Origin of the sequence: Pseudomonas sp., assembly GCF_030683065.1 — a bacterium.
In the GTDB taxonomy this organism is placed as follows: domain Bacteria; phylum Pseudomonadota; class Gammaproteobacteria; order Pseudomonadales; family Pseudomonadaceae; genus Aquipseudomonas.
The window spans coordinates 144180-164728 of the sequence record NZ_JAUXMX010000029.1 but is presented as its reverse complement, the minus strand read 5'-3'; the positions used below and the strand labels follow the sequence as shown (position 1 = coordinate 164728).

Annotated in this window: 20 protein-coding genes; all 20 read right to left on the bottom strand. The window is 60.6% G+C overall.

Annotated elements, in window-relative coordinates; all coding sequences use genetic code 11:
- Positions 1-3 precede the first annotated feature (3 nt).
- Positions 4-780, bottom strand: a complete 777-nt coding sequence (gene fliR, locus Q8K09_RS07650) for a flagellar biosynthetic protein FliR (RefSeq protein ID WP_305254368.1) — start codon at positions 778-780, stop codon at positions 4-6.
- Between the two features lie 56 nt (positions 781-836).
- Positions 837-1106, bottom strand: a complete 270-nt coding sequence (gene fliQ, locus Q8K09_RS07645; protein WP_305254367.1) for a flagellar biosynthesis protein FliQ — start codon at positions 1104-1106, stop codon at positions 837-839.
- A 2-nt stretch (positions 1107-1108) separates the two neighbouring features.
- Complete coding sequence (gene fliP / locus Q8K09_RS07640) at positions 1109-1828, bottom strand: flagellar type III secretion system pore protein FliP (RefSeq protein ID WP_305254405.1); 720 nt, start codon at positions 1826-1828, stop codon at positions 1109-1111.
- A 50-nt stretch (positions 1829-1878) separates the two neighbouring features.
- Positions 1879-2316: a flagellar biosynthetic protein FliO gene (gene fliO, locus Q8K09_RS07635; RefSeq protein WP_305254366.1), complete on the bottom strand. Its 438-nt coding sequence runs from the start codon at positions 2314-2316 to the stop codon at positions 1879-1881.
- A gap of 75 nt (positions 2317-2391) precedes the next feature.
- Entirely contained in the window at positions 2392-2868 is a 477-nt protein-coding gene (fliN, locus tag Q8K09_RS07630; RefSeq protein ID WP_305254365.1) for a flagellar motor switch protein FliN, read from the bottom strand.
- Between the two features lie 56 nt (positions 2869-2924).
- A complete protein-coding gene (fliM, locus tag Q8K09_RS07625; protein WP_305254364.1) occupies positions 2925-3896 on the bottom strand; it encodes a flagellar motor switch protein FliM in 972 nt (323 codons plus the stop codon).
- 58 nt (positions 3897-3954) lie between these two features.
- Positions 3955-4476: a flagellar basal body-associated protein FliL gene (fliL, locus tag Q8K09_RS07620; protein ID WP_305254363.1), complete on the bottom strand. Its 522-nt coding sequence runs from the start codon at positions 4474-4476 to the stop codon at positions 3955-3957.
- Between the two features lie 551 nt (positions 4477-5027).
- The gene (locus Q8K09_RS07615) at positions 5028-6305 is read right to left on the bottom strand and encodes a flagellar hook-length control protein FliK (RefSeq protein WP_305254362.1); all 1278 of its coding nucleotides are present in this window, start codon (positions 6303-6305) and stop codon (positions 5028-5030) included.
- 108 nt (positions 6306-6413) lie between these two features.
- A complete protein-coding gene (locus Q8K09_RS07610) occupies positions 6414-6767 on the bottom strand; it encodes an Hpt domain-containing protein (RefSeq protein ID WP_305254361.1) in 354 nt (117 codons plus the stop codon).
- 30 nt (positions 6768-6797) lie between these two features.
- On the bottom strand, positions 6798-8498 hold the full coding sequence (locus Q8K09_RS07605) for a fused response regulator/phosphatase (protein ID WP_305254360.1): 1701 nt from the start codon (positions 8496-8498) through the stop codon (positions 6798-6800).
- Positions 8499-8514: 16 nt separating this feature from the next.
- Entirely contained in the window at positions 8515-8820 is a 306-nt protein-coding gene (locus Q8K09_RS07600; RefSeq protein ID WP_305254359.1) for an STAS domain-containing protein, read from the bottom strand.
- 140 nt (positions 8821-8960) lie between these two features.
- Complete coding sequence (gene fliJ / locus Q8K09_RS07595; protein ID WP_305254358.1) at positions 8961-9410, bottom strand: flagellar export protein FliJ; 450 nt, start codon at positions 9408-9410, stop codon at positions 8961-8963.
- Positions 9411-10775, bottom strand: coding sequence for a flagellar protein export ATPase FliI (fliI, locus tag Q8K09_RS07590; RefSeq protein WP_305254357.1), 1365 nt, complete (start codon positions 10773-10775; stop codon positions 9411-9413). It lies immediately after the preceding gene.
- Entirely contained in the window at positions 10765-11571 is an 807-nt protein-coding gene (gene fliH / locus Q8K09_RS07585; protein WP_305254355.1) for a flagellar assembly protein FliH, read from the bottom strand. The genes fliI and fliH overlap by 11 nt, the downstream gene beginning before the upstream one ends.
- A gap of 15 nt (positions 11572-11586) precedes the next feature.
- Entirely contained in the window at positions 11587-12603 is a 1017-nt protein-coding gene (gene fliG / locus Q8K09_RS07580; protein ID WP_305254354.1) for a flagellar motor switch protein FliG, read from the bottom strand.
- A complete protein-coding gene (fliF, locus tag Q8K09_RS07575; RefSeq protein WP_305254353.1) occupies positions 12596-14389 on the bottom strand; it encodes a flagellar basal-body MS-ring/collar protein FliF in 1794 nt (597 codons plus the stop codon). The genes fliG and fliF overlap by 8 nt, the downstream gene beginning before the upstream one ends.
- A gap of 16 nt (positions 14390-14405) precedes the next feature.
- Positions 14406-14735, bottom strand: a complete 330-nt coding sequence (gene fliE / locus Q8K09_RS07570) for a flagellar hook-basal body complex protein FliE (protein WP_305254352.1) — start codon at positions 14733-14735, stop codon at positions 14406-14408.
- Positions 14736-15133: 398 nt separating this feature from the next.
- Complete coding sequence (locus Q8K09_RS07565) at positions 15134-16537, bottom strand: sigma-54 dependent transcriptional regulator (RefSeq protein ID WP_305254351.1); 1404 nt, start codon at positions 16535-16537, stop codon at positions 15134-15136.
- A 4-nt stretch (positions 16538-16541) separates the two neighbouring features.
- Positions 16542-17756, bottom strand: a complete 1215-nt coding sequence (locus Q8K09_RS07560; RefSeq protein WP_305254404.1) for a PAS domain-containing sensor histidine kinase — start codon at positions 17754-17756, stop codon at positions 16542-16544.
- Between the two features lie 981 nt (positions 17757-18737).
- On the bottom strand, positions 18738-20210 hold the full coding sequence (locus Q8K09_RS07555) for a sigma-54 dependent transcriptional regulator (protein WP_305254350.1): 1473 nt from the start codon (positions 20208-20210) through the stop codon (positions 18738-18740).
- Between the last annotated feature and the right edge of the window lie 339 nt (positions 20211-20549).

Here is a 20549-nt window from a genome sequence, read left to right as displayed (position 1 = left end):
GGCTTAGCTCGCCCGCGCCATTTCACGCAACAGTTGCAGGGCTTCACTGGCCAAGTCCTGGTACTGCGCGAGGATATCGGCCATGCCAATCCAGAGAATCACCAAGCCTATAACCAGCGTAAGCGGAAAACCGATGGAGAAAATATTCAGCTGCGGCGCAGCACGAGTCATCACCCCGAAGGCCAGGTTGACCACCAGCAACGCGGTGATCGCCGGCAGCACCAGAATCAGCGCCGCGCCTATCACCCAGCCCAGCTTATTGGCCAGGTGCCAATAGTGCTCGACCAGAAAACCACCGCCGACCGGCAGGGTCACGAAGCTCTCGGCCAGCACCTCGAAGACCACCAGATGGCCGTTCATGGCGAGAAACAGCAAGGTCACCAGCATCAGCAGAAACTGCCCGATCACCGCCACCGAGATACCGTTGGCCGGGTCGACCATGGAGGCAAAACCCAGGCCCATCTGCGTCGCCACGATCTGCCCGGCGATAACGAACGCATGGAAGAACAGCTGCAGGGTAAACCCCAGCATCACCCCGATCAGCACCTCTTGGGCGATCAGAATAAACGTCGACAGGCTCAGCGCATCGACCTGCGGCATCGGCGGCAGGTTGGGCATCAGCACCACACAAATCGCCAGTGACAAGTACAAACGCACCCGCATCGGCACCAACTGCGTGCCAATGATCGGCATCACCATCAACAGCGCCGCGATACGAAACAGCGGCAGCAGGAAAGAACCCACCCAGCCACCGATCTGCGCCTCAGTCAACTCCAGCATGGCAAAGCCCAGTACCGCGACCAAGAAGAGCGCACAGTCGATTTATGCATGGCCGTTCAGCCAATCAACATGGGAATGTTCATGATCAAATTCTGCGTGTACTCCATCATCTGCTGAGCCAACCAGGGCCCGAGAACGATCAGGGTGACCAGAATCACCAGCAAGCGCGGCAGAAAGCTCAGGGTCTGCTCGTTGATCTGGGTGGCAGCCTGGAACATGGCGACCATCAAGCCGACCAGCAGGCTGGGCACGACCGTGACCGCAACTATGACTGCAGTCAGCCACAACGCCTCGCGAAACAGGTCGACGGCTACCTCGGGCGTCATGCTCAGGTTCCTCCGAAGCTGGCGGCAAGGGTGCCCATGATCAGCGCCCAACCATCGATCAGGACGAACAGCATGATCTTGAACGGCAGAGAAATGATCAGCGGCGAGAGCATCATCATGCCCATGGCCATGAGAATACTGGCCACCACCAGATCGATCACCAGGAACGGGATGAAGATCATGAAACCGATCTGGAACGCGGTTTTCAGCTCGGAGGTGACGAACGCCGGCACCAGGATAACCAGCGGTGCGTCTTCCGGGCTGGCGATGTCGGTACGCTTGGACAAGCGCACGAACAACTCAAGATCACTCTCGCGGGTCTGCGCCAGCATAAAGTTCTTCAGCGGCACCTCGGCCTTCGCAATCGCCTCCTGGGCAGACAATTGCTCATTGAGATACGGCTGCAAGGCATCCACATTAATTTTCTCGAACACTGGTGCCATGATGAACAGGGTAAGAAACAGCGCCAGACCGACCAGAATCTGGTTGGACGGCGTCTGTTGCAAGCCCAGCGCCTGACGCAGGATGGAGAACACGATGATGATGCGGGTGAAGCTGGTCATCAACATAACGAAGGCTGGAATGAAGCTCATCGCCGTCATGATCAACAGGATCTGCAGGCTAACCGAGTACTCCTGCTGGCCTTCGGTGTCCGTACTCAGGGTGATCGCCGGGATCGACAACGGGCTGTCGGCAGCAAACACCTGCCCAGCGAAGACCATGGGCCCGAGCAGGGTGACCAGTACAACCAGCGCCAGACGCAATGGATTCATCAAGACTTGTCCCTCTGCGAGTCCTTGGCCAGTAACCCCATCAGGCGCTGGGCGAACTCGCTAGAGGCAGGTTCACCATCAGGCAAATGCACCGCCTCCTTCAGCACATGCAGGGGTGCGATGCGTCCCGGCGTCAGCCCCAGGAGAATCTGCTCGCCACCCACTTCAACCAGCACCAGGCGATCACGCGGACTGAGCGCCTGGCTGGCGACTATCTTGATCACCTGTTGGCCGCCCCGCGGACCAAACTGCTGCACGCGACGCATCAGCCAGGCAAGCACGAAAATCAGGCCAATAACCAATAACAAGCCAAGCAGCAACTGCACCAGTTGCCCGGCGATGCCGCTGCTGGCAATAGGCGCGACCGCTTGCGCAGCCGGTTCAGCGGCCAAAGCAGTGAGCGGCAGGAGCAAGGTGACGCCGAACAATCTGTGCATGGTCGGACTCTATCGGCACGTAAACAGGCCGTTGAAAAACTACTACATGGCCAAAAGCGCGTTAAAAATAGCCGGTTAACGCAGTTTCTTGATCCGCTCGCTGGGGCTGATTACGTCGGTCAGGCGGATGCCGAACTTCTCGTTGACCACCACCACTTCGCCGTGGGCAATCAGGGTACCGTTGACCAATACATCCAGCGGCTCGCCGGCCAGACGGTCGAGTTCGATCACCGAGCCCTGGTTGAGCTGCAGCAGGTTACGGATGGTGATATCGGTGTTGCCGACTTCCATGGAGATCGATACCGGAATATCGAGGATCACATCGAGGTTCGGCCCTTCCAGATTGACTGGCAGATTGCCCCTGGGCACGCTACCGAACTCTTCCATGGGGGCGCGCGGCGCACTTGGCGCAGCCGTGCCAGCGCCGGCGCCGGCGAGCATGGCATCGATATCATCCTGATTGGCGTCGTCGCCGGACTCGGAAAGAGCGGCGGCCCACTCATCGGCCAGCGCCTGCTCCTCGGGGGAGGTCTGTTCGTTATCGTCTGCCATTATCTGTCCTCGGCGGGCTTGTAGCGGGTTGGGCGAGCACTGCGCTGCTCAGTCTGTCAGCGCTGGCGGTCGATGGGTTCTAGCACTTGCAACGCCAGATTACCTTTGTGCGCGCCAAGCTTGACCTTGAAGGCCGGTACACCGCTGGCACACAGGATTACGTTCTCAGGAATATCCACCGGAATCACATCACCCGGCTGCATATGGAGGATATCGCGCAGCTTTAACTGACGCTTGGCCACGGTAGCGCTGAGCGGCACACTGACATCCATAATGTCTTCGCGCAGTGACTTGACCCAGCGCTCGTCCTGATCATCAACATCAGACTGGAAACCGGCATCGAGCATCTCGCGAATCGGCTCGATCATCGAATAGGGCATGGTGATGTGCAGGTCGCCGCCACCGCCGTCCAGTTCAATATGGAAGGTCGACACCACAATGACTTCACTGGGGCTGACGATGTTGGCAAGGGCCGGATTGACTTCCGAGTTGACGTACTCGAAGTTGATATCCAGCACCGCATGCCAGGCCTCGCGCAGATCGATAAAGGCCTGATCGAGCACCATGCGCACCACGCGCAGTTCGGTCGGAGTGAATTCACGCCCCTCGATTTTCGCGTGACGACCATCACCACCGAAAAAATTGTCAACCAGCTTGAACACCAGCTTGGCGTCCAGAATAAACAGACCGGTGCCACGCAGCGGCTTCATCTTCACCAGATTGAGACTGGTTGGCACATACAGCGAATGCACGTACTCGCCGAACTTCATCACCTGCACGCCGCCCACCGCCACGTCCGCCGAACGACGCAGCAGATTGAACATACTGACGCGGGTGTAGCGGGCAAAACGCTCGTTGATCATTTCCAGGGTCGGCATGCGCCCACGAACGATGCGATCCTGGCTGGTCAGGTCATATTGCTTGACGGTCCCAGGTTCGACATCGTCCTCGGCATCGACCAGCCCGTCATCGACACCATGCAGCAGCGCATCGATTTCATCCTGGGAAAGCAGGTCTTGCACAGCCATGTGGAGCTCCCCTGTAGGGTCTTGAACGACAGTTCACGCTGGCGCGGCGAACATGCCTTTATTGCAAAACCAGGTTGGTGAACAGCACTTGCTCGACGGTCAACTTTCCCGTCTCCTGCTGCGCCAATTCCTGCACGCTGGCCGTAGCCTGCTGACGCAACATTTCCTTGCCCACCGGGGTGATCAATGTCTCGAAATCCTGGCCTGAGAACAGCATCACCAGACGGTTGCGCAACACCGGCATATGCACCTTGAGTGCATCGAGCGCCGCCTGATCGCGGACCAGCAAGGCAACGCTGACCTGCATGTAGCGCGCTCGCCCGTTGTGGGTGAAGTTGACCACGAACGCCGGCGCCAGCTCTTCATATATCGCGGGTAGCTTAACGGGCACTGCGGGCTCTGCAGACGCGGTCTCGGCGCCACTCTTGGGCGCGTCTTTGTTAAGGAAGTACAAGGTGCCACCCACCGAGACGCCCACCGCAAGGAGCACGACCACGACAATCACGATGATCAGCTTCAACTTGCCGCCAGGTTTGGCCTCTGCGGTGGCCCCGTCTTGAGCCGCTTCTTTCTTAGCCATGCCAATTATCCGTCACTAATCGGAGTTCAATCCGTGTTCAAAGGGTTGAGAGCAAGTGTTATGCCAGATTGCAACTGCCCGCAGTTGACCGGGCACCGGGCAGGCGATACAGCCGGACAATCGCGCGCGCATGAGAAATAGCGCTTCATCTCAACAATGGCCAGCGGGTATACCAGTCTGGCCAGTTGCTGTCACCCGAAAACGCCACGCCGGACCGATTGCGAGGCCAGGCGGCTATCGGTTCGGTGCTCAGGGCGAGGCTTTTACAGGAGGCGGGCCGCGGGACTTGAGCACAGCGATGCCCATCGACCGGTTGCGCCGCCGGGTTTTATTGATTGGCCGCAGATCGTCGTGGCGGGTATCGCTGCGCTCAATACCACAGCATGGGTATCGCTTCGTTCAACACCACAGCATGGGTATCGCTGCGCTCAACACCATCCTACGGATGGATGGCCGCAGCGTTTTTGCAGGAAGCGGCGGGGCGCGTAGGCTTGAGCATAGCGATACCCATCGACCGGTTGCTCAAGCGAGACGCGAGACTACTCGGCCCATCAGGCGTAATAGTCGACCATGCCGCGCCCACTGCCGGACAGGCTGCCATTAAGCTCTACACCGAGGGGCGCAAGCGCCTCATCAACCCCACCCAACAGGTCATTTTCAGTCTCGCCACGCCCCCGGCCGTCGCCGCCCTGCTCCTGCCCCTGCCCCTGCCAGCCGCGATTAAGCGACTGATCAGAAACGTTCACATCGAGCAGGTTCATGCCTTGCTGGGCGAACATCTCGCGCAGCCGGTGCATCTGCCCTTCCAGGGCTTCACGGACCCCGGCATTGGCGCTGGCGAAGGTCACCTGGGTTTGCTCCTGGTTGACGCTGATGCGCACTTCCAGGCGCCCCAGTTCGGCCGGATCAAGCTGGATCTCGGCAGACTTGAGATTCTGACTGGAGAGCAACATTACCCGATCCACTACCGCCTCACTCCAACCGGCCTGCTGCATGGGCACCGGCTGGCCAGCCATCAAGCCGGCGCGGGGTGCTTGCGCGGTCTGCTGAGCAACTGCCTGACTCAACGCGCTGAGCTTGGCGACGAAATTCTCCGGACGGGTATCGGCGGCGCTTTCCTTGAGTGCCTCCAGCCCCTGCGCGCTCAGTTCAAGAACCGGCAGCTCAGCTTCAGGCTCTGCTTGTTGAGCACCCATCGCCGCGATGGCGCTGGCAAAGCTTTGCCCGGCGCCCTGCGCCGCTTGCGTCGCAACGCCGGTTGGGCTGCCCTGCTCGGCCGCTGCGGCCTTGGCTTTGGCGCCCAATTCCAGGGCCATGCGCACGGCAGGCAGCTGGTCCAGACCATCCAGTTCGGGATCGGCGTCGGCCGCCGGCAACTGGGTCAGTGGCGACCAGGCGCCCGGCAGTGCCGCTGTCATCAGTGGCTGCGGTTCGCCAGCGAGACCCAAGTCTGCAGTCTCAGCGTCGAGCAACGGCTGGCCGAGCATACCCAATGCCAGCAACGGATCGAGGGCAGGATCATCCACGCCAGTCTCACTCGGCAAAAGCTTGCCGCTATCGGCAAACTCCGACTGAGGACTGGCGGTAGCCGCCTCGGCTGTTTGCGAATTCTGTACTTCCGGCGATGCTGGTTTAGCGTCTTGATTGTGCTTGGCAGACGCATCACTGCGCTCTGCAGCTTTCGCCTGACGCTCCTTGGCATACACCTGAGCAAAACTGGAAGCCTCGTTCTTACGGGGCTCGGCCGGTTTTTCCGGGGCTTTACCCGCAGACGTCTTCGGCTTTATTTGCGGTGTCGACCGGAGGAGCGGATCGGAAGCGACGGCCATGGGCATTCTCCATTCAAATGGGGGCGTACCATGGCTTTAGCAAAGGCCGGGCCAAGTTGCTGACAGCAGGCAATGAGCAATGTGCGAACTGCCCTTCACGGGCCGTTTTCAGGCTGGATAACGTTGGCGTTCGGACTTGAACAAAATGCGCACGATGGCAAATTCACGCTCAATCTGCTCGATTAGCTCGGGGGCCTCGGCCAACAGCTCGCGCCGGCCAACCTCTTCGAGTTGCTTGCACAAGCCGGCAAGTAGGGGCGCACCCATGTTGCTGCAGCTGCCTTTGAAGCAGTGCGCGGCTAGCCGCAAGTTGAGCGCATCAGCTTCGCGCATGGCCTCGCGCAACAAGCGCACACGCTCTTCGGAATCCGTCAGGTAAGTATCCAGCAACACCGGATACTCATCTTCCATGACATCCTGCAGCGCGGTCAGTACCGCACTATCGAGATGAATCTCTGACATAGGCTCGCTCCCTGATCATCAGCTGAGCGATTATGCCCCAGCCAACCAGGAAAACTCCACGCTGACCTCCCGGCCATCGTCTGCCCAGGTACAGCGCTCACTCAACTGACGAACCAGCGTCAGGCCACGACCAGACAGACGGTCGTGGCGCATTTTTTCCTCCAGGACCGCCAGTCCATCGAAACCCGCACCACTGTCTTCGACCCGCACAGTCAGACGCCCACCGCCAGGTTCGGGAACCAACTGCAGATGGAAACGCACATAACCCTCGCGTAACTCGGCCAGTTTTGCGCTGCGCTGCCGGTAATACTCGGCAAAGCCTTCGGCATCGCACTTCAAGCTCGAATCCAGGCCCAGCACTCCGTGTTCAAGGGCATTCGAGTAAAGCTCGGCAAGCACGCTGTAAAGCGCGCCACCCCGGGGACGCAAGCCCTCGACCTCGAGCAGCAATTGCAACAGAAATGGCAGCGGATTGAAGCGGCGCAGGGTTTCGCCACGAAACTCGAAGGTCGCTGACCAGTCCAGCGGGCTGTTCTGACCACTGCCGGTGAAGATCAGTGGCCCAGGACTCAGACTCCCCTCTTCGACCATGCTGACTTCAACCAGACTGACGTCGTCCTGCTGCTGTTCGCCACGAAAACTCAGCAACGCCTGCTGAACTTGCGCAAACAGCAGCGCCGGCTGCCGATTGGCAGCAAACACCCGCAGCAGACGCATCTCACCGAACAACTCGCCCTGCTGATTCGACGTCTCCAGCACGCCATCGGACAGCAGGAAAACCCGGTCACCCACCTCCAGCGGGAAAACCTCGTAGCGGTCATTGAACGCCTCGGGCTCCAAGATCCCCAGCGGCAGATGGCGCGACACCAGGCGCACCCGCTCGCCGCCATTGGCGCGCAGCAGATAACCATCTGGCAAACCGCCGTTCCACACCTCGACAACCCGGCGCTGGAAGCTGATATTTAGCAAGGTGGCACAACAGAAAACACCCAGCGGCAGGATGCGTTTGAGCTTGGCGTTGATCTCGCGCACGATCTCCGGCAGCGAATAACCCTTGGCGGTCATGCCATAGAAGACCTCGGCCAACGGCATGGCGCCAATCGCCGCCGGCAGGCCATGGCCGGTAAAGTCGCCGAGCAGCACATGCATGCCACCGGACGGCTTGAATGCTGCCAGCAGTAGATCGCCGTTGAACAAAGCATAGGGCGATTGCAGGTAGCGAATATTCGGGGCAGCAAGGCAGCCGGAATGCGCCACTTTGTCGAACACCGCCTTGGCCACGCGCTGCTCGTTGAGCAGATAGTCGTTGTGCTGGGCAATCAGGTCGCGCTGCTGCCGCACAGTGTCCTGAAGACGTCGCAAACGATCCATGGCATTGATTTTTGCTTCCAGGATCACCCGGTTGTAGGGTTTCGGGAGGAAGTCGTCACCGCCCGCCTCCAGGCAACGCACCAGCGCTTCACCCTCGGTCAGCGAGGTCAGGAAGATGATTGGCACCAGCTCCTCGCCCGCTATCTGCTTGATCCGTCGCGCCGCCTCGAAACCGTCCATAACCGGCATCAGCGCATCCATCAACACCAACTGCGGGCGCTCCTGCTCGAACAAGGCAACCGCCTCCAACCCGTTGCTCGCCGTCAGGCTGCGATGACCCTGACGACTGACGATGGTCGACAACAGCATGCGGTCAGCAGCATTGTCCTCGGCAATCAGAATTGAAAGACGCGGGGGCATAGTTCAATGACTCTGACTAGGAGATCTGGAACAGCTGTTCGAAGTTGGAGATGGAGAGGATTTTGCGAACGTCAGTATTGCAGTTGAGCAAACTAATTTGCGCGCGATCACTGCCTGCATGATCACGCAATAACAGCAACATACCCAGCGCGGAGCTGTCCAGATAGGTCGTGCCTTTGAGATCCACCACATAGCGCTTGGGACTGAAATCGACACGTTCGTAAGCATCACGAAATTCCTGGTGCGCGCCGAAATCGAAACGTCCCTGAATCACAATGGTCAACTCTTGCCCATCAGGCGAGGGCAGCGAGGTAATGGCCATGCATAACTCCTTAAATCCAGTAGAACAGTCGATCACGCCCCAGGCGCCGCAGCACGGTTCTTATCCCGGCTGATCGCGCCTGAGCGCACGATCCTTATATTCAAGATGTAGCACTCGCCAGCGCCTGCGGCAACAAGCAATCAGGCCGAATCATCTCGGCGTATGCGTTGCGACAGTTCATCGAGGAGTTTTTGCTCACGTTTATCCGCACTCAAGCGTGCTTCTTCCTGATAACGCTTGACCAGCTTGCGCAGGCCTTCCAGGCGAGCGTAGCGCTGCTGCCAGACCTCGCGCACCTTATCCAGATTATTGCCGTGCCAGGCCACCGTCTGGCGCTGCTGGCCGATGGCGGTTTCCAACTGGGAAAGAAATCGCTGGTAGTTCATCAGCCATTGCCCGGATACCCCGCGCTCGCCCTCAGTAATCCACTGCTGCTGATAATCGCCGCGGTATTGCTCCAACTCGCCCAGCTTGACCTGGGCCTGATTCAGTAACCCCTGACAGTGCCCGAGTTGCATGACAGCTTCGCGCTCGGCACGCTCGGCCATAACGATAACCGGCGCCAGGCGCGCCGCGCGGCTGCTCGACACTTAGCGTCCCAGCGCAATATTGGGATTGAAGGACGCCGCCAGCAGCGCACTGCTGCGTTCCAGGCTCTCGCTTTCACCCAAGCCCTGACGCAGATAGCTGACCATCGCCGGCTGCCGGGCAATAGCTAGGTCGGTATCGGCATCGCCACCGGGTACATAGGCGCCAACGCTGATCAGGTCACGGCTCTGCTGATAGCGCGCCCACAACTGCTTGAAGCGCTGCGCGCTGCGCTGATGCTCGCTGGTCACCACTTGCGGCATGACCCGACTGATCGAGGCTTCGATGTCGATAGCCGGGTAATGCCCCTCTTCCGCCAGCCGCCGCGACAGCACGATGTGGCCATCGAGCACGCCGCGCGCAGCATCGGCAATCGGGTCCTGCTGATCGTCACCTTCACTCAAGACCGTGTAGAACGCCGTGATCGAACCGCCGCCCTCTTCGGCATTACCAGCGCGCTCGACCAGCCTCGGCAACTTGGCAAACACTGATGGCGGATAGCCCTTGGTCGCCGGCGGCTCGCCAATGGCCAGGGCAATCTCGCGCTGGGCCTGAGCGAAGCGCGTCAGCGAGTCCATCAACAACAAGACATTCTTGCCCTTGTCGCGAAAGTATTCGGCGATACGCGTGCAATACATCGCCGCGCGCAAACGCATCAATGGTGCATCGTCTGCAGGCGAGGCGACCACCACAGAACGCTTGATACCCTCAGTACCGAGAATTTCGTCGATGAACTCCTTGACCTCGCGGCCACGCTCGCCGATCAAACCGACCACGATGATGTCGGCCTCGGTAAAACGCGTCATCATGCCCAACAGCACGCTCTTGCCCACGCCGGTGCCGGCGAACAAGCCTATGCGCTGGCCGCGCCCGACCGTGAGCAACCCATTGATACTGCGGATGCCGACATCCAGTGGCTGGCTGATGGGGTGGCGCTTCAGCGGGTTGATCGTCGGCCCATCCATGGGCACCCAATCTTCGGCCTTCATCCCGCCCTTGCCGTCCAACGCACGACCGGTGCCGTCGAGCACCCGGCCCAGCATTGACTTGCCCATCGGCAGGCGCCCGCTGTCGGGGAGCGGCACCACCCGTGCCCCTGGTGCGATACCGGCCAGACTGCCGACCGGCATCAGGTAGCTCTTGCCGTTGGAGAAACCCATCACCTCGGCCTCGACCTGCACCGGGTGGTAACTGTCATCGTTGATCACCAGGCAGCGGCTGCCAAGAGCGGCGCGCAGGCCTTCGGCTTCCATGGTCAGGCCGACCATACGCTGCAAACGCCCCTCGACCACAGGCTGGCTAGGCAGCTGCACCACATCGCTGTAGCCGGCCAGCCGCTTGGCGAAACTGGTGCGTTCAAGACGCATGCACGGAGTCCTCGACGGCATCAAGATCGAGCTGAATGTCCGCAGAAATGGGGCTTGTGGCCTGCTCGCGCTGCTGCTCGAACAATTGCTGCAGCGCCTGACTGAGGCGGGTTTCGATGCTCGCATCAATGCGACTGTGCTCGGTCTCGACCCGGCAACCGCCGGGCAGCAGAGCTTCGTCTTCGACAATCCGCCAGGTTTCCTCGTGCCGCTCACGCAGGGCTTTGACCATCTCGAAGTCCTGCGGGTTGAGATGGATACGTACATTGCTGGCGCCCATCGGCAACAACTTGAGGGCCTCGCGCAGAACGTGACGGATCTGGCTGGAATCGATGCTCAGTTCGCGCTGGATCACCTCGCGGGCCATGTGGCTGACCAGATTGACCAGCGCCACCTCAAGCTGTTGATCCTGCTCGGCAATCGGCTCGAACAACTGCTGCATCAACTTCTCGACGGCAAGCATTTTGCTGGCCAGCGCAGTATCGGCTTCCTGCTTGGCTTTCAGCTGACCGCCGTGATAACCGTCCTTCTCACCCGCAGCGAAGCCTTCGTTGTAAGCATCCTGGCGAATCGCCTCCAGCTCATCCAGCGTCAACGGCTTGACATCTTCCAGGGCCACGTCTTCGGATTCGCCCGATAGCCCCTGGCCAGAGGCGTCCTCGGCTGCACCGGCCGCGTTCGTTGGATCAGTTGCAGCATCCTCGACATAGGGGTCGAAACTGGGCAATGCCCAGCGGTCGATAACGCTGATGTCCTGGGCGCGAATCAACTCGCTGGGTGCTTCCTTGGAGGTCATGCCGATCTTCTCCGGTTAAACCATTTCTTCGCCACCCTTGCCACCGAGGACAATTTCCCCAGCTTCGGCCATACGCCGGGCAATGGTGAGAATTTCCTTCTGCGCCGTTTCCACGTCGCTGACCCGCACCGGGCCCTTGGCTTCCAGATCGTCGCGCAGCAACTCGGCGGCACGCTTGGACATGTTCTTGAAGACCTTTTCCTTGATCGCCTCGTCCGCCCCCTTAAGGGCCAGCACCAGCACATCGGAAGAAATCTCGCGCATCAACGCCTGGATACCGCGGTCGTCGACCTCAGCGAGGTTGTCGAAGACAAACATCAGGTCTTCGATCTGCGACGACAGGTCTTCGTCGACCTCGCGGATCGAGTCCATAAGCTGGCCTTCGACCGAGCTGTCGAGGTAGTTCATGATGTCGGCGGCGCGCTTGACACCGCCCATGGTGGCGCGAGTGCTGCTGGAGCTGCCGGAGAATTGCTTCTCGAGAATCAGGTTGAGCTCCTTGAGTGCCGCTGGCTGCACGGTATTCAACGAGGACACACGCAAAACGATATCCAGCCGCACCTTGTGATCGAAGTGACCAAGCACCTCACCGGCCTGATCGGGATCGAGGTAGGCGACCACGATGGCCTGAATTTGCGGGTGCTCGTAGCGAATCACGTCGGCCACCGCGCGCGGCTCCATCCACTTCAGGCTGTCCAGGCCGCTGGTGCTGCCGCCGAGCAGAATACGGTCGATCAGGTTGCCGGCTTTGTCTTCGCCCAACGCCTGAGTCAGCATCTTGCGGATATAACCGTCGGCGCCCACACCCAGACTGGTCTGGTCGCCGACGATCTCGACGAACTCGCCCATCACATGCTCGACCTGCTCGCGGTGCACGTTGCGCATGCCGGCCATGGCTACGCCGACCCGCTGCACTTCCTTCGGCCCGAGATGGCGCAGCACCTGCGCGGCATCGGTTTCGCCGAGTGAAAGCAAGAGAATCGCGGCCTTCTCGACCTTACTCAACTTGGCAGCTGTTCGGTTTTCACTCATCGGCATTGATCCACTCTTTGACCACCTGGGCGACCCGACCCGGGTCTTCCGCGACCAGGCTCTTGATTGCATTCAGCTGTGCATCATACCCTTCGCTCGGGCTGGGCAGGAGGATGCTTTGCGAGCCACCGAGGCTGACCCGGTCGGCCGCCAGCTCGCCGTCCAGGCCACCCATTTCACCCAGATCGACATCGCCATTGCGACCGCCAGCCGAAAGCTCCCGCCCTTTACCACCGTTGGTGATGTTGTTCAACACCGGGCGCAACACGCCGAAGACCAGCACCAAGATGAACAGCACGCCGAGCACTTGCTTGACCACGTCCCAGAACCAGGGCTGGGTATAGAACGGAATCTCGATGATTTCTTCGCCCAGAACCGCAGTGAACGGGGTATTGATCACGCTCACGCTATCGCCGCGGCTGGCGTCGAAGCCGACCGAATCCTGCACCAGGCGAGTGAAGCGCGCCAGTTCGTCGACAGTCCAGGGTGCACGGCTGGTTTCGCCAGTTGCCGCATCCACCTTGAACTGATCGTCGACCACCACCGCCACTGACAAACGGCGCAGACGGCCCTGCTGCTGCTTGGTGTAGCTGATCGAACGATCCAGCTCGAAGTTGCGCGTCGACTGCTCGCGCTTGTCTGCCGGGAAAGGTGCCAGCATCGGCTGACCGGTCACGGGGTCCATAACCTGCTGACCATTGATATCCACCAGCGGTTGGCCCGCGGCAATCGCTCCGCCTGCTGCGCCAGCACCACCCGCTTGTTCAGGCGCTGCCGCCGCGCCTGGCGGCTGATTGGCCAGCGCACCGGGCACACCCTGTGGCGACATGCCGCTGGTGCGCTGTTCGTTGACTTGCTGCTCGCTGCGCAGCGCAGGCTGATCGGGGTTGAACATTTCCGAGGTCGACTCGACCGCGCTGAAGTCGACATCGGCCGACACTTCGGCCTTATAGCGCCCGGCACCGAGCACCGGTTGCAGAATATTGTGCACACGCTGAGTGAGCATGCCCTCCATCCGCCGGCTGTAGTCGAACTGCTTACCGGCCATGCTCAGCGCGGACATCTCCTGTTGATCGGACAGCAGGTTGCCTTTCTGGTCGACCACCGTGACCTGTGACTTGTCCAGCTCGGGCACGCTGGTGGCCACCAGATTGATAATCGCCATCACCTGGCTCGGGTCCAGGCCGCGACCGGAATACAACTCGACCAGCACCGAGGCACTGGGCTTGCGCTCGTCACGCACGAACACCGAACTCTTCGGAATGGCCAGGTGTACCCGCGCGGCCTTGACGTTGTTGAGGCTGGACACGGTGCGCGCCAATTCGCCTTCCAGACCACGGCGATAGCGGGTGGCCTCCATGAATTGGCTGGTGCCGAGGCCCTGCTCTTTGTCGAGAATTTCGAAACCTATGGTGTTGTCGCTCGGCGCCACACCGGCAGCAGCCAGGCGCATGCGCGCCCGCGCCAGGTCGCTGGCCTTGACCAGCAAGGCGCCTGAATTGGGTTCGACGGTATAGCTGATGTCAGCGGCGCTAAGGGTCTGCATGACCTGGGATGCATCCATCCCCTCCAGGCTGCCATACAACGGACGATAATCCGGCTGCTGCGACCAGAGCACCACGGCAAAACCAATCGCCACGCTGGCAGCTAGCCCGACCAGCAGGCCCAGCTGGCGCAGCATCGACATATCCGAGAGATTTTCCAGAAACGCCAAGCCGAATAGCGGCTTGCCCGAATCATTGCCAGCAGTGGTGGCAGGAACGTTTGTGGCGAGTGCGTCGGCCATGATTTAGAACCTACCCTTAAACCGGCATCTGCATGATGTCTTGATACGCCTGAACCAGCTTGTTGCGAACCTGGGTCATGGCCTGGAAAGACACACTGGCTTTCTGTGAGGCGATCATTACATCGCTCAAGTCCACGCCACTCTTGCCCATTTCAAAAGCCGTAGCCAGCTGATTGGAGGCCTTCTGGGTTTCGCTGACCTTGTTCACCGCCTGGCCAAGCATGTCCGAGAAACTCGGCGCACCGACTTCTGGAGCACTGGCGATCGGCTTCTGCCGCGCCATCGCCTCGGTCTGCATGGAACGCATTTCCAGCATCAAGCGATTGAATTCAATACCCTGGCTCATGACCTACCTCCGCTGGCCGCGGTTTTTTGACACTACGCGGCTCTTGCCAAGGGAGTTTGCAACAAAGATGCCAGATAGCTGCAGCTACACGCTTTAAGCCGTATACGTCTGTAGGTTGGTGTTGAGCACAGCCCGCCGCGTAACCCAACACCACGCCAGCAGGCACGGCGCATTCCCGGATTCCGGCCAAATCCGTAGGTTGGGTTAGCGGCGTACGCCGATCTCAAGCACACCTCAAAGCCAGCCCGCCGCGTAACCCAACACCGCGCCAGCAGGCACGGCGCATTCCCGAATTACGCTGGCGCTTATCCGGCTACGAACGGCCCACACCGGCGGATACGGCATAACGCTGTCACGGCCTGGTTTCGACTCTTACTGGCCGCTTGTGGCTGCCAGCGCTAACTGGCAAACAAATACGCCTCCACATCCATACCGGCATCGCGCATCTGCGCCAGCTTGTAACGCAGGGTGCGCGGGCTGATGCCCAGGCGCTCGGCGGCTTCTTTGCGCCGCCCACGCTCGGCACGCAGGATATCGATGATCATCTGGAACTCATGCCGGCGCAGGTCTTCACCCAGGGCGCCCGCCTCGGCCGCAACAACTTCCGGCGCCACCGGCATGCTCGCCGGCACCACCGCCAGCAACGGCCTAGGCGCAGGCGCAAGACTGCCAACCGTCGCCGTCAGGCACAGATCCTGCGGCTGGATCAAACCGCCCTGCTGCAAGATCAGCGCGCGCTGAATGGCGTTATCCAGCTCACGCACATTGCCCGGCCAGGCATGGCCCACCAGACTCGCCTGCGCCTGCGGCGACAGACGAATAGGCGTGTGCTTCATTTTTTTGACGTGCTTGGCCAGCAGCCGCTCCGCCAGCGGCAAAATATCAGCCGGCCGCTCGCGCAACGGCTGCCAGGCCAGCGGGAACACCGACAGGCGATAGTAAAGATCTTCCCGGAAGCGCCCCGCCGCCACCTCGCCAGCCAGGTCGCGGTTACTGGTGGCCAGCACGCGAATGTCCAGGCTGATCGGCTTGCGCCCACCGACCCGTTCCACTTCACGCTCCTGCAGCACGCGCAACAACTTGGCCTGCAAGCCTTGCGGCATTTCAGAAATCTCATCGAGCAGAATAGTGCCGCCCTCGGCCAGCTCGAACTTGCCCGGCGCGCTGGCAATGGCGCCCGTGAAGGAACCCTTTTCATGACCGAACAGGGTGGCTTCGAGCATGTTGTCGGGGATCGCCGCACAGTTGATCGCAATGAACGGTTTTGCTGCCCGTGGCGACTGCTGGTGAATGAACCGCGCCAACACCTCCTTGCCGGTGCCCGACTCGCCGGTGATCAACACCGTCGAATCGCTCTGCGCAACCCGCGTCGCCAGCTCAAGCAATTGCACGCTGGCCGGCTCCAGCGCCACCGGACCGTCGTGCTCAGTCGCCAGCACGCGCCCCAGGGCGTGGCGATCAACCAGCGCCAGCAGGGTTTTCGGTTCGAACGGCTTGACCAGATAATCTGCCGCACCCTGGCGTATCGCATCCACCGCACGCTCGACCGCCGCGAAAGCAGTCATCAGCAGCACCGGCAGTTGCGGCTGGCGCTGACGAATCAGAGCCAACAGCTGGTGACCGTCCATGCCCGGCATATTTACGTCACTGATCACCAGGCCAAAGGGCTCCTGGGTCAAGGCCACCAGCGCCGCCTCGGCACAATCCACCGCACGGTAATCGTGACCACCCAGCGCCAGGGTATCGGCCAGGGCTTCGCGCAGGGAGCGGTCGTCTTCGACCAGCAGAACTTTGGCAGCCATGGTGCTACTCCTGAATCAAGGGTTGTGCCGCGGGAATCAACGGCAAAATCAATAAGGCACAGGTACCGCGCGCAATCCGCGAGCGCATCTGCAGTTCGCCCTGGTGGGCGCGCGCCACTGCCTTGACCACGGCCAGGCCGAGGCCGGTACCGGTGGTCTTGGTGGTAAAGAAAGGTTCGCCCAGGCGCGCCAGGGTGACGCGATCAATGCCCGGACCGCTGTCGCTGACAGACAGGCGCAGGCTGTTGCCGCGCTGGTACAGGTGAATCTTCAAGCGCACCTCGCGGCCGGCAGCCTGAATCGAATTTTCGATCAGATTCAGCACGGTGCCGACCAGGGTGTCGCGGTTGCACAGCAACTCGCCGTCACGGCTGTCGCATTGCCAGCGCACGTTCATGCCGCGCACATGGGGCTCAGCTGCCGCCTGCAGCGCCTCGAACAATGCCTTGGGCGTCAGGCGATCCGGCAGCGGCAGATCGCCACGGGCGAAGATCAGCATGTCGCGGACCTGATGCTCCAGCTCATGCAGCCGCTCTTTCAAACGCCCGGCAAAGCGCTGCTGCTGCTCGACCGGCAACACCTGCTCGGTCAAATGGCTGGCATACAGCAATGCCGCCGACAACGGCGTACGAATCTGATGCGCCAGGGAGGCGACCATGCGCCCCAGCGCGGACAAACGCTCGTGCCGCGCCAGTTGATCCTGCAGGCGCCGGGTTTCTGTCAGGTCGGTGAGCAGCACCAACTGACCCGGCTCGCCTTGCAACGAACGAGTGGCAATCGACAGGCGCCGACCGTCTTTCAGGGAAATCTCGTGGCCATCGTCCTCACGCGGGGCGAAGTTGCGCGCAATGATCTGCCGCCAGAGCATGCCGAGCAGCGGCAAACCGAGCAGACTGCGCGCCACCGGATTGGCTTCACGCACCACGCCCTGCCCGTCAATCACGATCACCCCACCCGGCAGCAGATCCAGCAGGCTTTGCAGGCGGTAGGCCAGGCGTTCCTTCTCGGCCAGCTCCTGCATGCGCTGGGCGCTGACCAGGGCCAACTGCCCCTTCAACTCGGCAACCCGATCCTCCAGCATGCTGTAAGACTCGCTGAACTGAGTCGACATCTGGTTGAACCGCGCAAAAGCCTGCTCCAGGCTCGCGCGATTGGTCAGCTCCTGCGGGGCGGCAGGCTCGAGTTCAGCATGTGGGGTGGGTTGAGCGTTGGGCTTCATCATTTTCTCTCGCCTGGCGAGCCGTCATAAGACAGTCAGTTAGCAGAGAGTTAGCAATACCCGTGCCTAAAAATAATTCTTTTACTTTCAATGACTTGAAAAACAAGCCAGCAAAAAACGTCAAAGCCCCGGCTGTATTGAACCCAGCAGCGCCAAGACCCTGACTCGCTGAGCGCTGGCTGACGCCAGCCTGGAATATCCAGTCGCGGACAAGTCCCCTCCCACAAGAGCAGCGCCGTAGGAGGGGCCTTGGCCGCAAACCGTGGCGAGGGCAACATCCAGACCCGTAGGATGGGTTAGCCGCAACAGAGCTTTGATCAAGGCCGCGTTTTGCGTGCGGCGTAACCCATCAGCTGCGGCGTATCGGCTGACGCCATGTTGGATTACGCGGCGATTCAAGGCAGAGTTTGATTCAGGATAGGCGCCCGCCGCTAACCCAACCTACGGACTGCGCACTCTCAGCTGTTGCGGAAGGGGTCGGGCAGCGTTCCGTTTTAGCCGCGATCGGCCTTACAGGCACTGCAAGCATCCCGGCTGAGCAGACCCGTAGGATGGGTTAGCCGCCACAGAGCTTTGATCAAGGCCGCGTTTTGCGTGCGGCGTAACCCATCAGCTGCGGCGTGCCGGCTGACGCCATGTTGGGTTACGCGGCGGTTCAAGGCTGAGTTTGATTCAGGAAAGGTGCACGCCGCTAACCCAACCTACGGACTGCGCACTCTCGGATCTTGTGGGAGGGGTCGGGCGGCGTTCCGAGGTTTTGCTGGATGGCCGGGCTGCGCAGGTCGAAGTTCGTAGGATGTGTTGAGCGAAGCGATACCCATCGAGCGATCTCTGCCTGTACCTGCTGGCAGAGCGCCACGAAACCCAACACAGCGGCAGCACGCTCAAGACCCTTGTCGGGTTACGCCGCGACAAGACTGCGGCGATACGCACGATAATGCGTCGCCGCTAACCCAACGGACTGTGGCCGGCCCTACGGCATCAGTCTTCCAGCAGCTCGTCCTCGCGGCGGCTCATGCCGTACTTGCGCATTTTCTCGACCAGGGTGGTGCGGCGAATGCGCAAGCGCTCTGCGGCTCGGGCAACCACACCGCCGGCGTCATCGAGCGCCTGCTGGATCAAGCCTTGCTCGAGATTGCCCAGATAATCTTTCAGGTCGAGGCCTTCGGCTGGCAGCATGGCCGGCGTATTAACCCCCGGCAGCCCGGCGATGATGGCCGCACGCTCTTCCAGGTCTTCACGCAGGCTGGTGGTCAACGCCTCGTCTTCGTCGTCGACATGGCGGAATTTCTTCGGCAGCTCACCCACGCCGATCACCCCATAGGGATGCATGATCGCCATGCGCTCGACCAGGTTGGCCAGCTCGCGCACGTTACCCGCCCAGTCGTGGCGACACAGCGACATGATCGCCGCGGAGTTGAAGCGAATCGAGCCGCGCTTCTCGTGCTCCATGCGCGAGATCAGCTCGTTCATCAACAGAGGGATATCTTCGATACGCTCGCGCAGCGGCGCCATCTCGATGGGGAATACATTCAAGCGGTAGTAGAGATCCTCACGAAAACTGCCCGCCTCAATCATCTCTTCCAGGTTCTTGTGCGTCGCCGCGATGATGCGCACGTCTGCATTTTGCGTCTTGTTGCCGCCGACCCGCTCATACGTACGCTCTTGCAGCACACGCAGCAGCTTGACCTGCATCGACAGGGGCATGTCGCCAATTTCATCGAGAAACAGAGTGCCGCCATTGGCCAACTCGAAACGCCCGGCGCGGCTGGTGATCGCCCCGGTAAAGGCGCCCTTCTCATGGCCAAACAGTTCGCTTTCCAGCAACTCCGCGGGGATCGCGCCACAGTTGATCGGCACGAACGGTCCATCGCGACGCTTGGAGTGATAGTGCAGGTTGCGCGCGACCACCTCTTTACCGGTGCCCGACTCGCCAAGGATCAGCACGCTGGCCTCGGTATCGGCTACCTGCTGCATCATTTGCCGCACCTGCTGAATCGCACGACTGGTGCCTACCAGGCTGCGGAACAGGTTCGGCTCACGCTGCCGACCGCGCTCGCGCGCCTGGTCGTACATCTCGCGATAGACCTGCGCACGGTGCAGGGAATCCAGCAATTTGTTGTAGCTAAGCGGCATCTCCAGAGTCGCAAGCACGCGGCGGCGTGACTCTTCTGGCCACTCGGCAGGCGCATGCTCGTTAATCAGCAGGGTCGGCAAAAACTCGTCCCAGCCACCCGTTTGCTTGAGCATTTCAAGGACACCGCCCTTGGCCTGTACGTCACCAAGCACCAGGCTGAGCACCTCTCGGCTGGAGGCCAGCTCAGCGACCGCATCCTTCCAGTCGTGGCTACCACACGCGAGATGGTCTTCACCCAGGAAATTCAGGATCACCGTCAAATCACGACGACGCTCGCTGTCATCATCAATCAGCAGAATTTTCGTTTCACGCCACATAATTTTGATTTGATCCTGGGGGCGAACAGAAGCGTACTTTGTCGAATATGACAATTACGCTGGCAATTGGCCGCTAGTAAAGTCAATTCCGCGCGAATAGTCAATTTTATGGCGTGCTTTTTTTGATTTGCCTGACCAATTGACTGTGCGATGGTTTGCAGGAAGGGGGACATCCGCTTTGCATAAATCGCTCGATGGGTATCGCTGCGCTCATCCTACGCGGCCCGCACATCCTACATATCGCACCAGTCCCGTAGGATGGGTTAGCCGCCAGATAACTCTGATCAAGACCGTGTTTTGCGTGCGGCGTAACCCATCAAGTGCCGATTACTGGCTAGC

What these genes read in the sequence shown, in the direction of transcription:
- fliR (WP_305254368.1), bottom strand. Translation starts at nt 780, where the DNA reads ATGCTGGAGTTGACTGAGGCGCAGATCGGTGGCTGGGTGGGTTCTTTC.
- fliQ (WP_305254367.1), bottom strand. Translation starts at nt 1,106, where the DNA reads ATGACGCCCGAGGTAGCCGTCGACCTGTTTCGCGAGGCGTTGTGGCTG.
- fliP (WP_305254405.1), bottom strand. Translation starts at nt 1,828, where the DNA reads ATGGTCTTCGCTGGGCAGGTGTTTGCTGCCGACAGCCCGTTGTCGATC.
- fliO (WP_305254366.1), bottom strand. Translation starts at nt 2,316, where the DNA reads ATGCACAGATTGTTCGGCGTCACCTTGCTCCTGCCGCTCACTGCTTTG.
- fliN (WP_305254365.1), bottom strand. Translation starts at nt 2,868, where the DNA reads ATGGCAGACGATAACGAACAGACCTCCCCCGAGGAGCAGGCGCTGGCC.
- fliM (WP_305254364.1), bottom strand. Translation starts at nt 3,896, where the DNA reads ATGGCTGTGCAAGACCTGCTTTCCCAGGATGAAATCGATGCGCTGCTG.
- fliL (WP_305254363.1), bottom strand. Translation starts at nt 4,476, where the DNA reads ATGGCTAAGAAAGAAGCGGCTCAAGACGGGGCCACCGCAGAGGCCAAA.
- Q8K09_RS07615 (WP_305254362.1), bottom strand. Translation starts at nt 6,305, where the DNA reads ATGGCCGTCGCTTCCGATCCGCTCCTCCGGTCGACACCGCAAATAAAG.
- Q8K09_RS07610 (WP_305254361.1), bottom strand. Translation starts at nt 6,767, where the DNA reads ATGTCAGAGATTCATCTCGATAGTGCGGTACTGACCGCGCTGCAGGAT.
- Q8K09_RS07605 (WP_305254360.1), bottom strand. Translation starts at nt 8,498, where the DNA reads ATGCCCCCGCGTCTTTCAATTCTGATTGCCGAGGACAATGCTGCTGAC.
- Q8K09_RS07600 (WP_305254359.1), bottom strand. Translation starts at nt 8,820, where the DNA reads ATGGCCATTACCTCGCTGCCCTCGCCTGATGGGCAAGAGTTGACCATT.
- fliI (WP_305254357.1), bottom strand. Translation starts at nt 10,775, where the DNA reads ATGCGTCTTGAACGCACCAGTTTCGCCAAGCGGCTGGCCGGCTACAGC.
- fliH (WP_305254355.1), bottom strand. Translation starts at nt 11,571, where the DNA reads ATGACCTCCAAGGAAGCACCCAGCGAGTTGATTCGCGCCCAGGACATC.
- fliG (WP_305254354.1), bottom strand. Translation starts at nt 12,603, where the DNA reads ATGAGTGAAAACCGAACAGCTGCCAAGTTGAGTAAGGTCGAGAAGGCC.
- fliF (WP_305254353.1), bottom strand. Translation starts at nt 14,389, where the DNA reads ATGGCCGACGCACTCGCCACAAACGTTCCTGCCACCACTGCTGGCAAT.
- fliE (WP_305254352.1), bottom strand. Translation starts at nt 14,735, where the DNA reads ATGAGCCAGGGTATTGAATTCAATCGCTTGATGCTGGAAATGCGTTCC.
- Q8K09_RS07565 (WP_305254351.1), bottom strand. Translation starts at nt 16,537, where the DNA reads ATGGCTGCCAAAGTTCTGCTGGTCGAAGACGACCGCTCCCTGCGCGAA.
- Q8K09_RS07560 (WP_305254404.1), bottom strand. Translation starts at nt 17,756, where the DNA reads ATGAAGCCCAACGCTCAACCCACCCCACATGCTGAACTCGAGCCTGCC.
- Q8K09_RS07555 (WP_305254350.1), bottom strand. Translation starts at nt 20,210, where the DNA reads ATGTGGCGTGAAACGAAAATTCTGCTGATTGATGATGACAGCGAGCGT.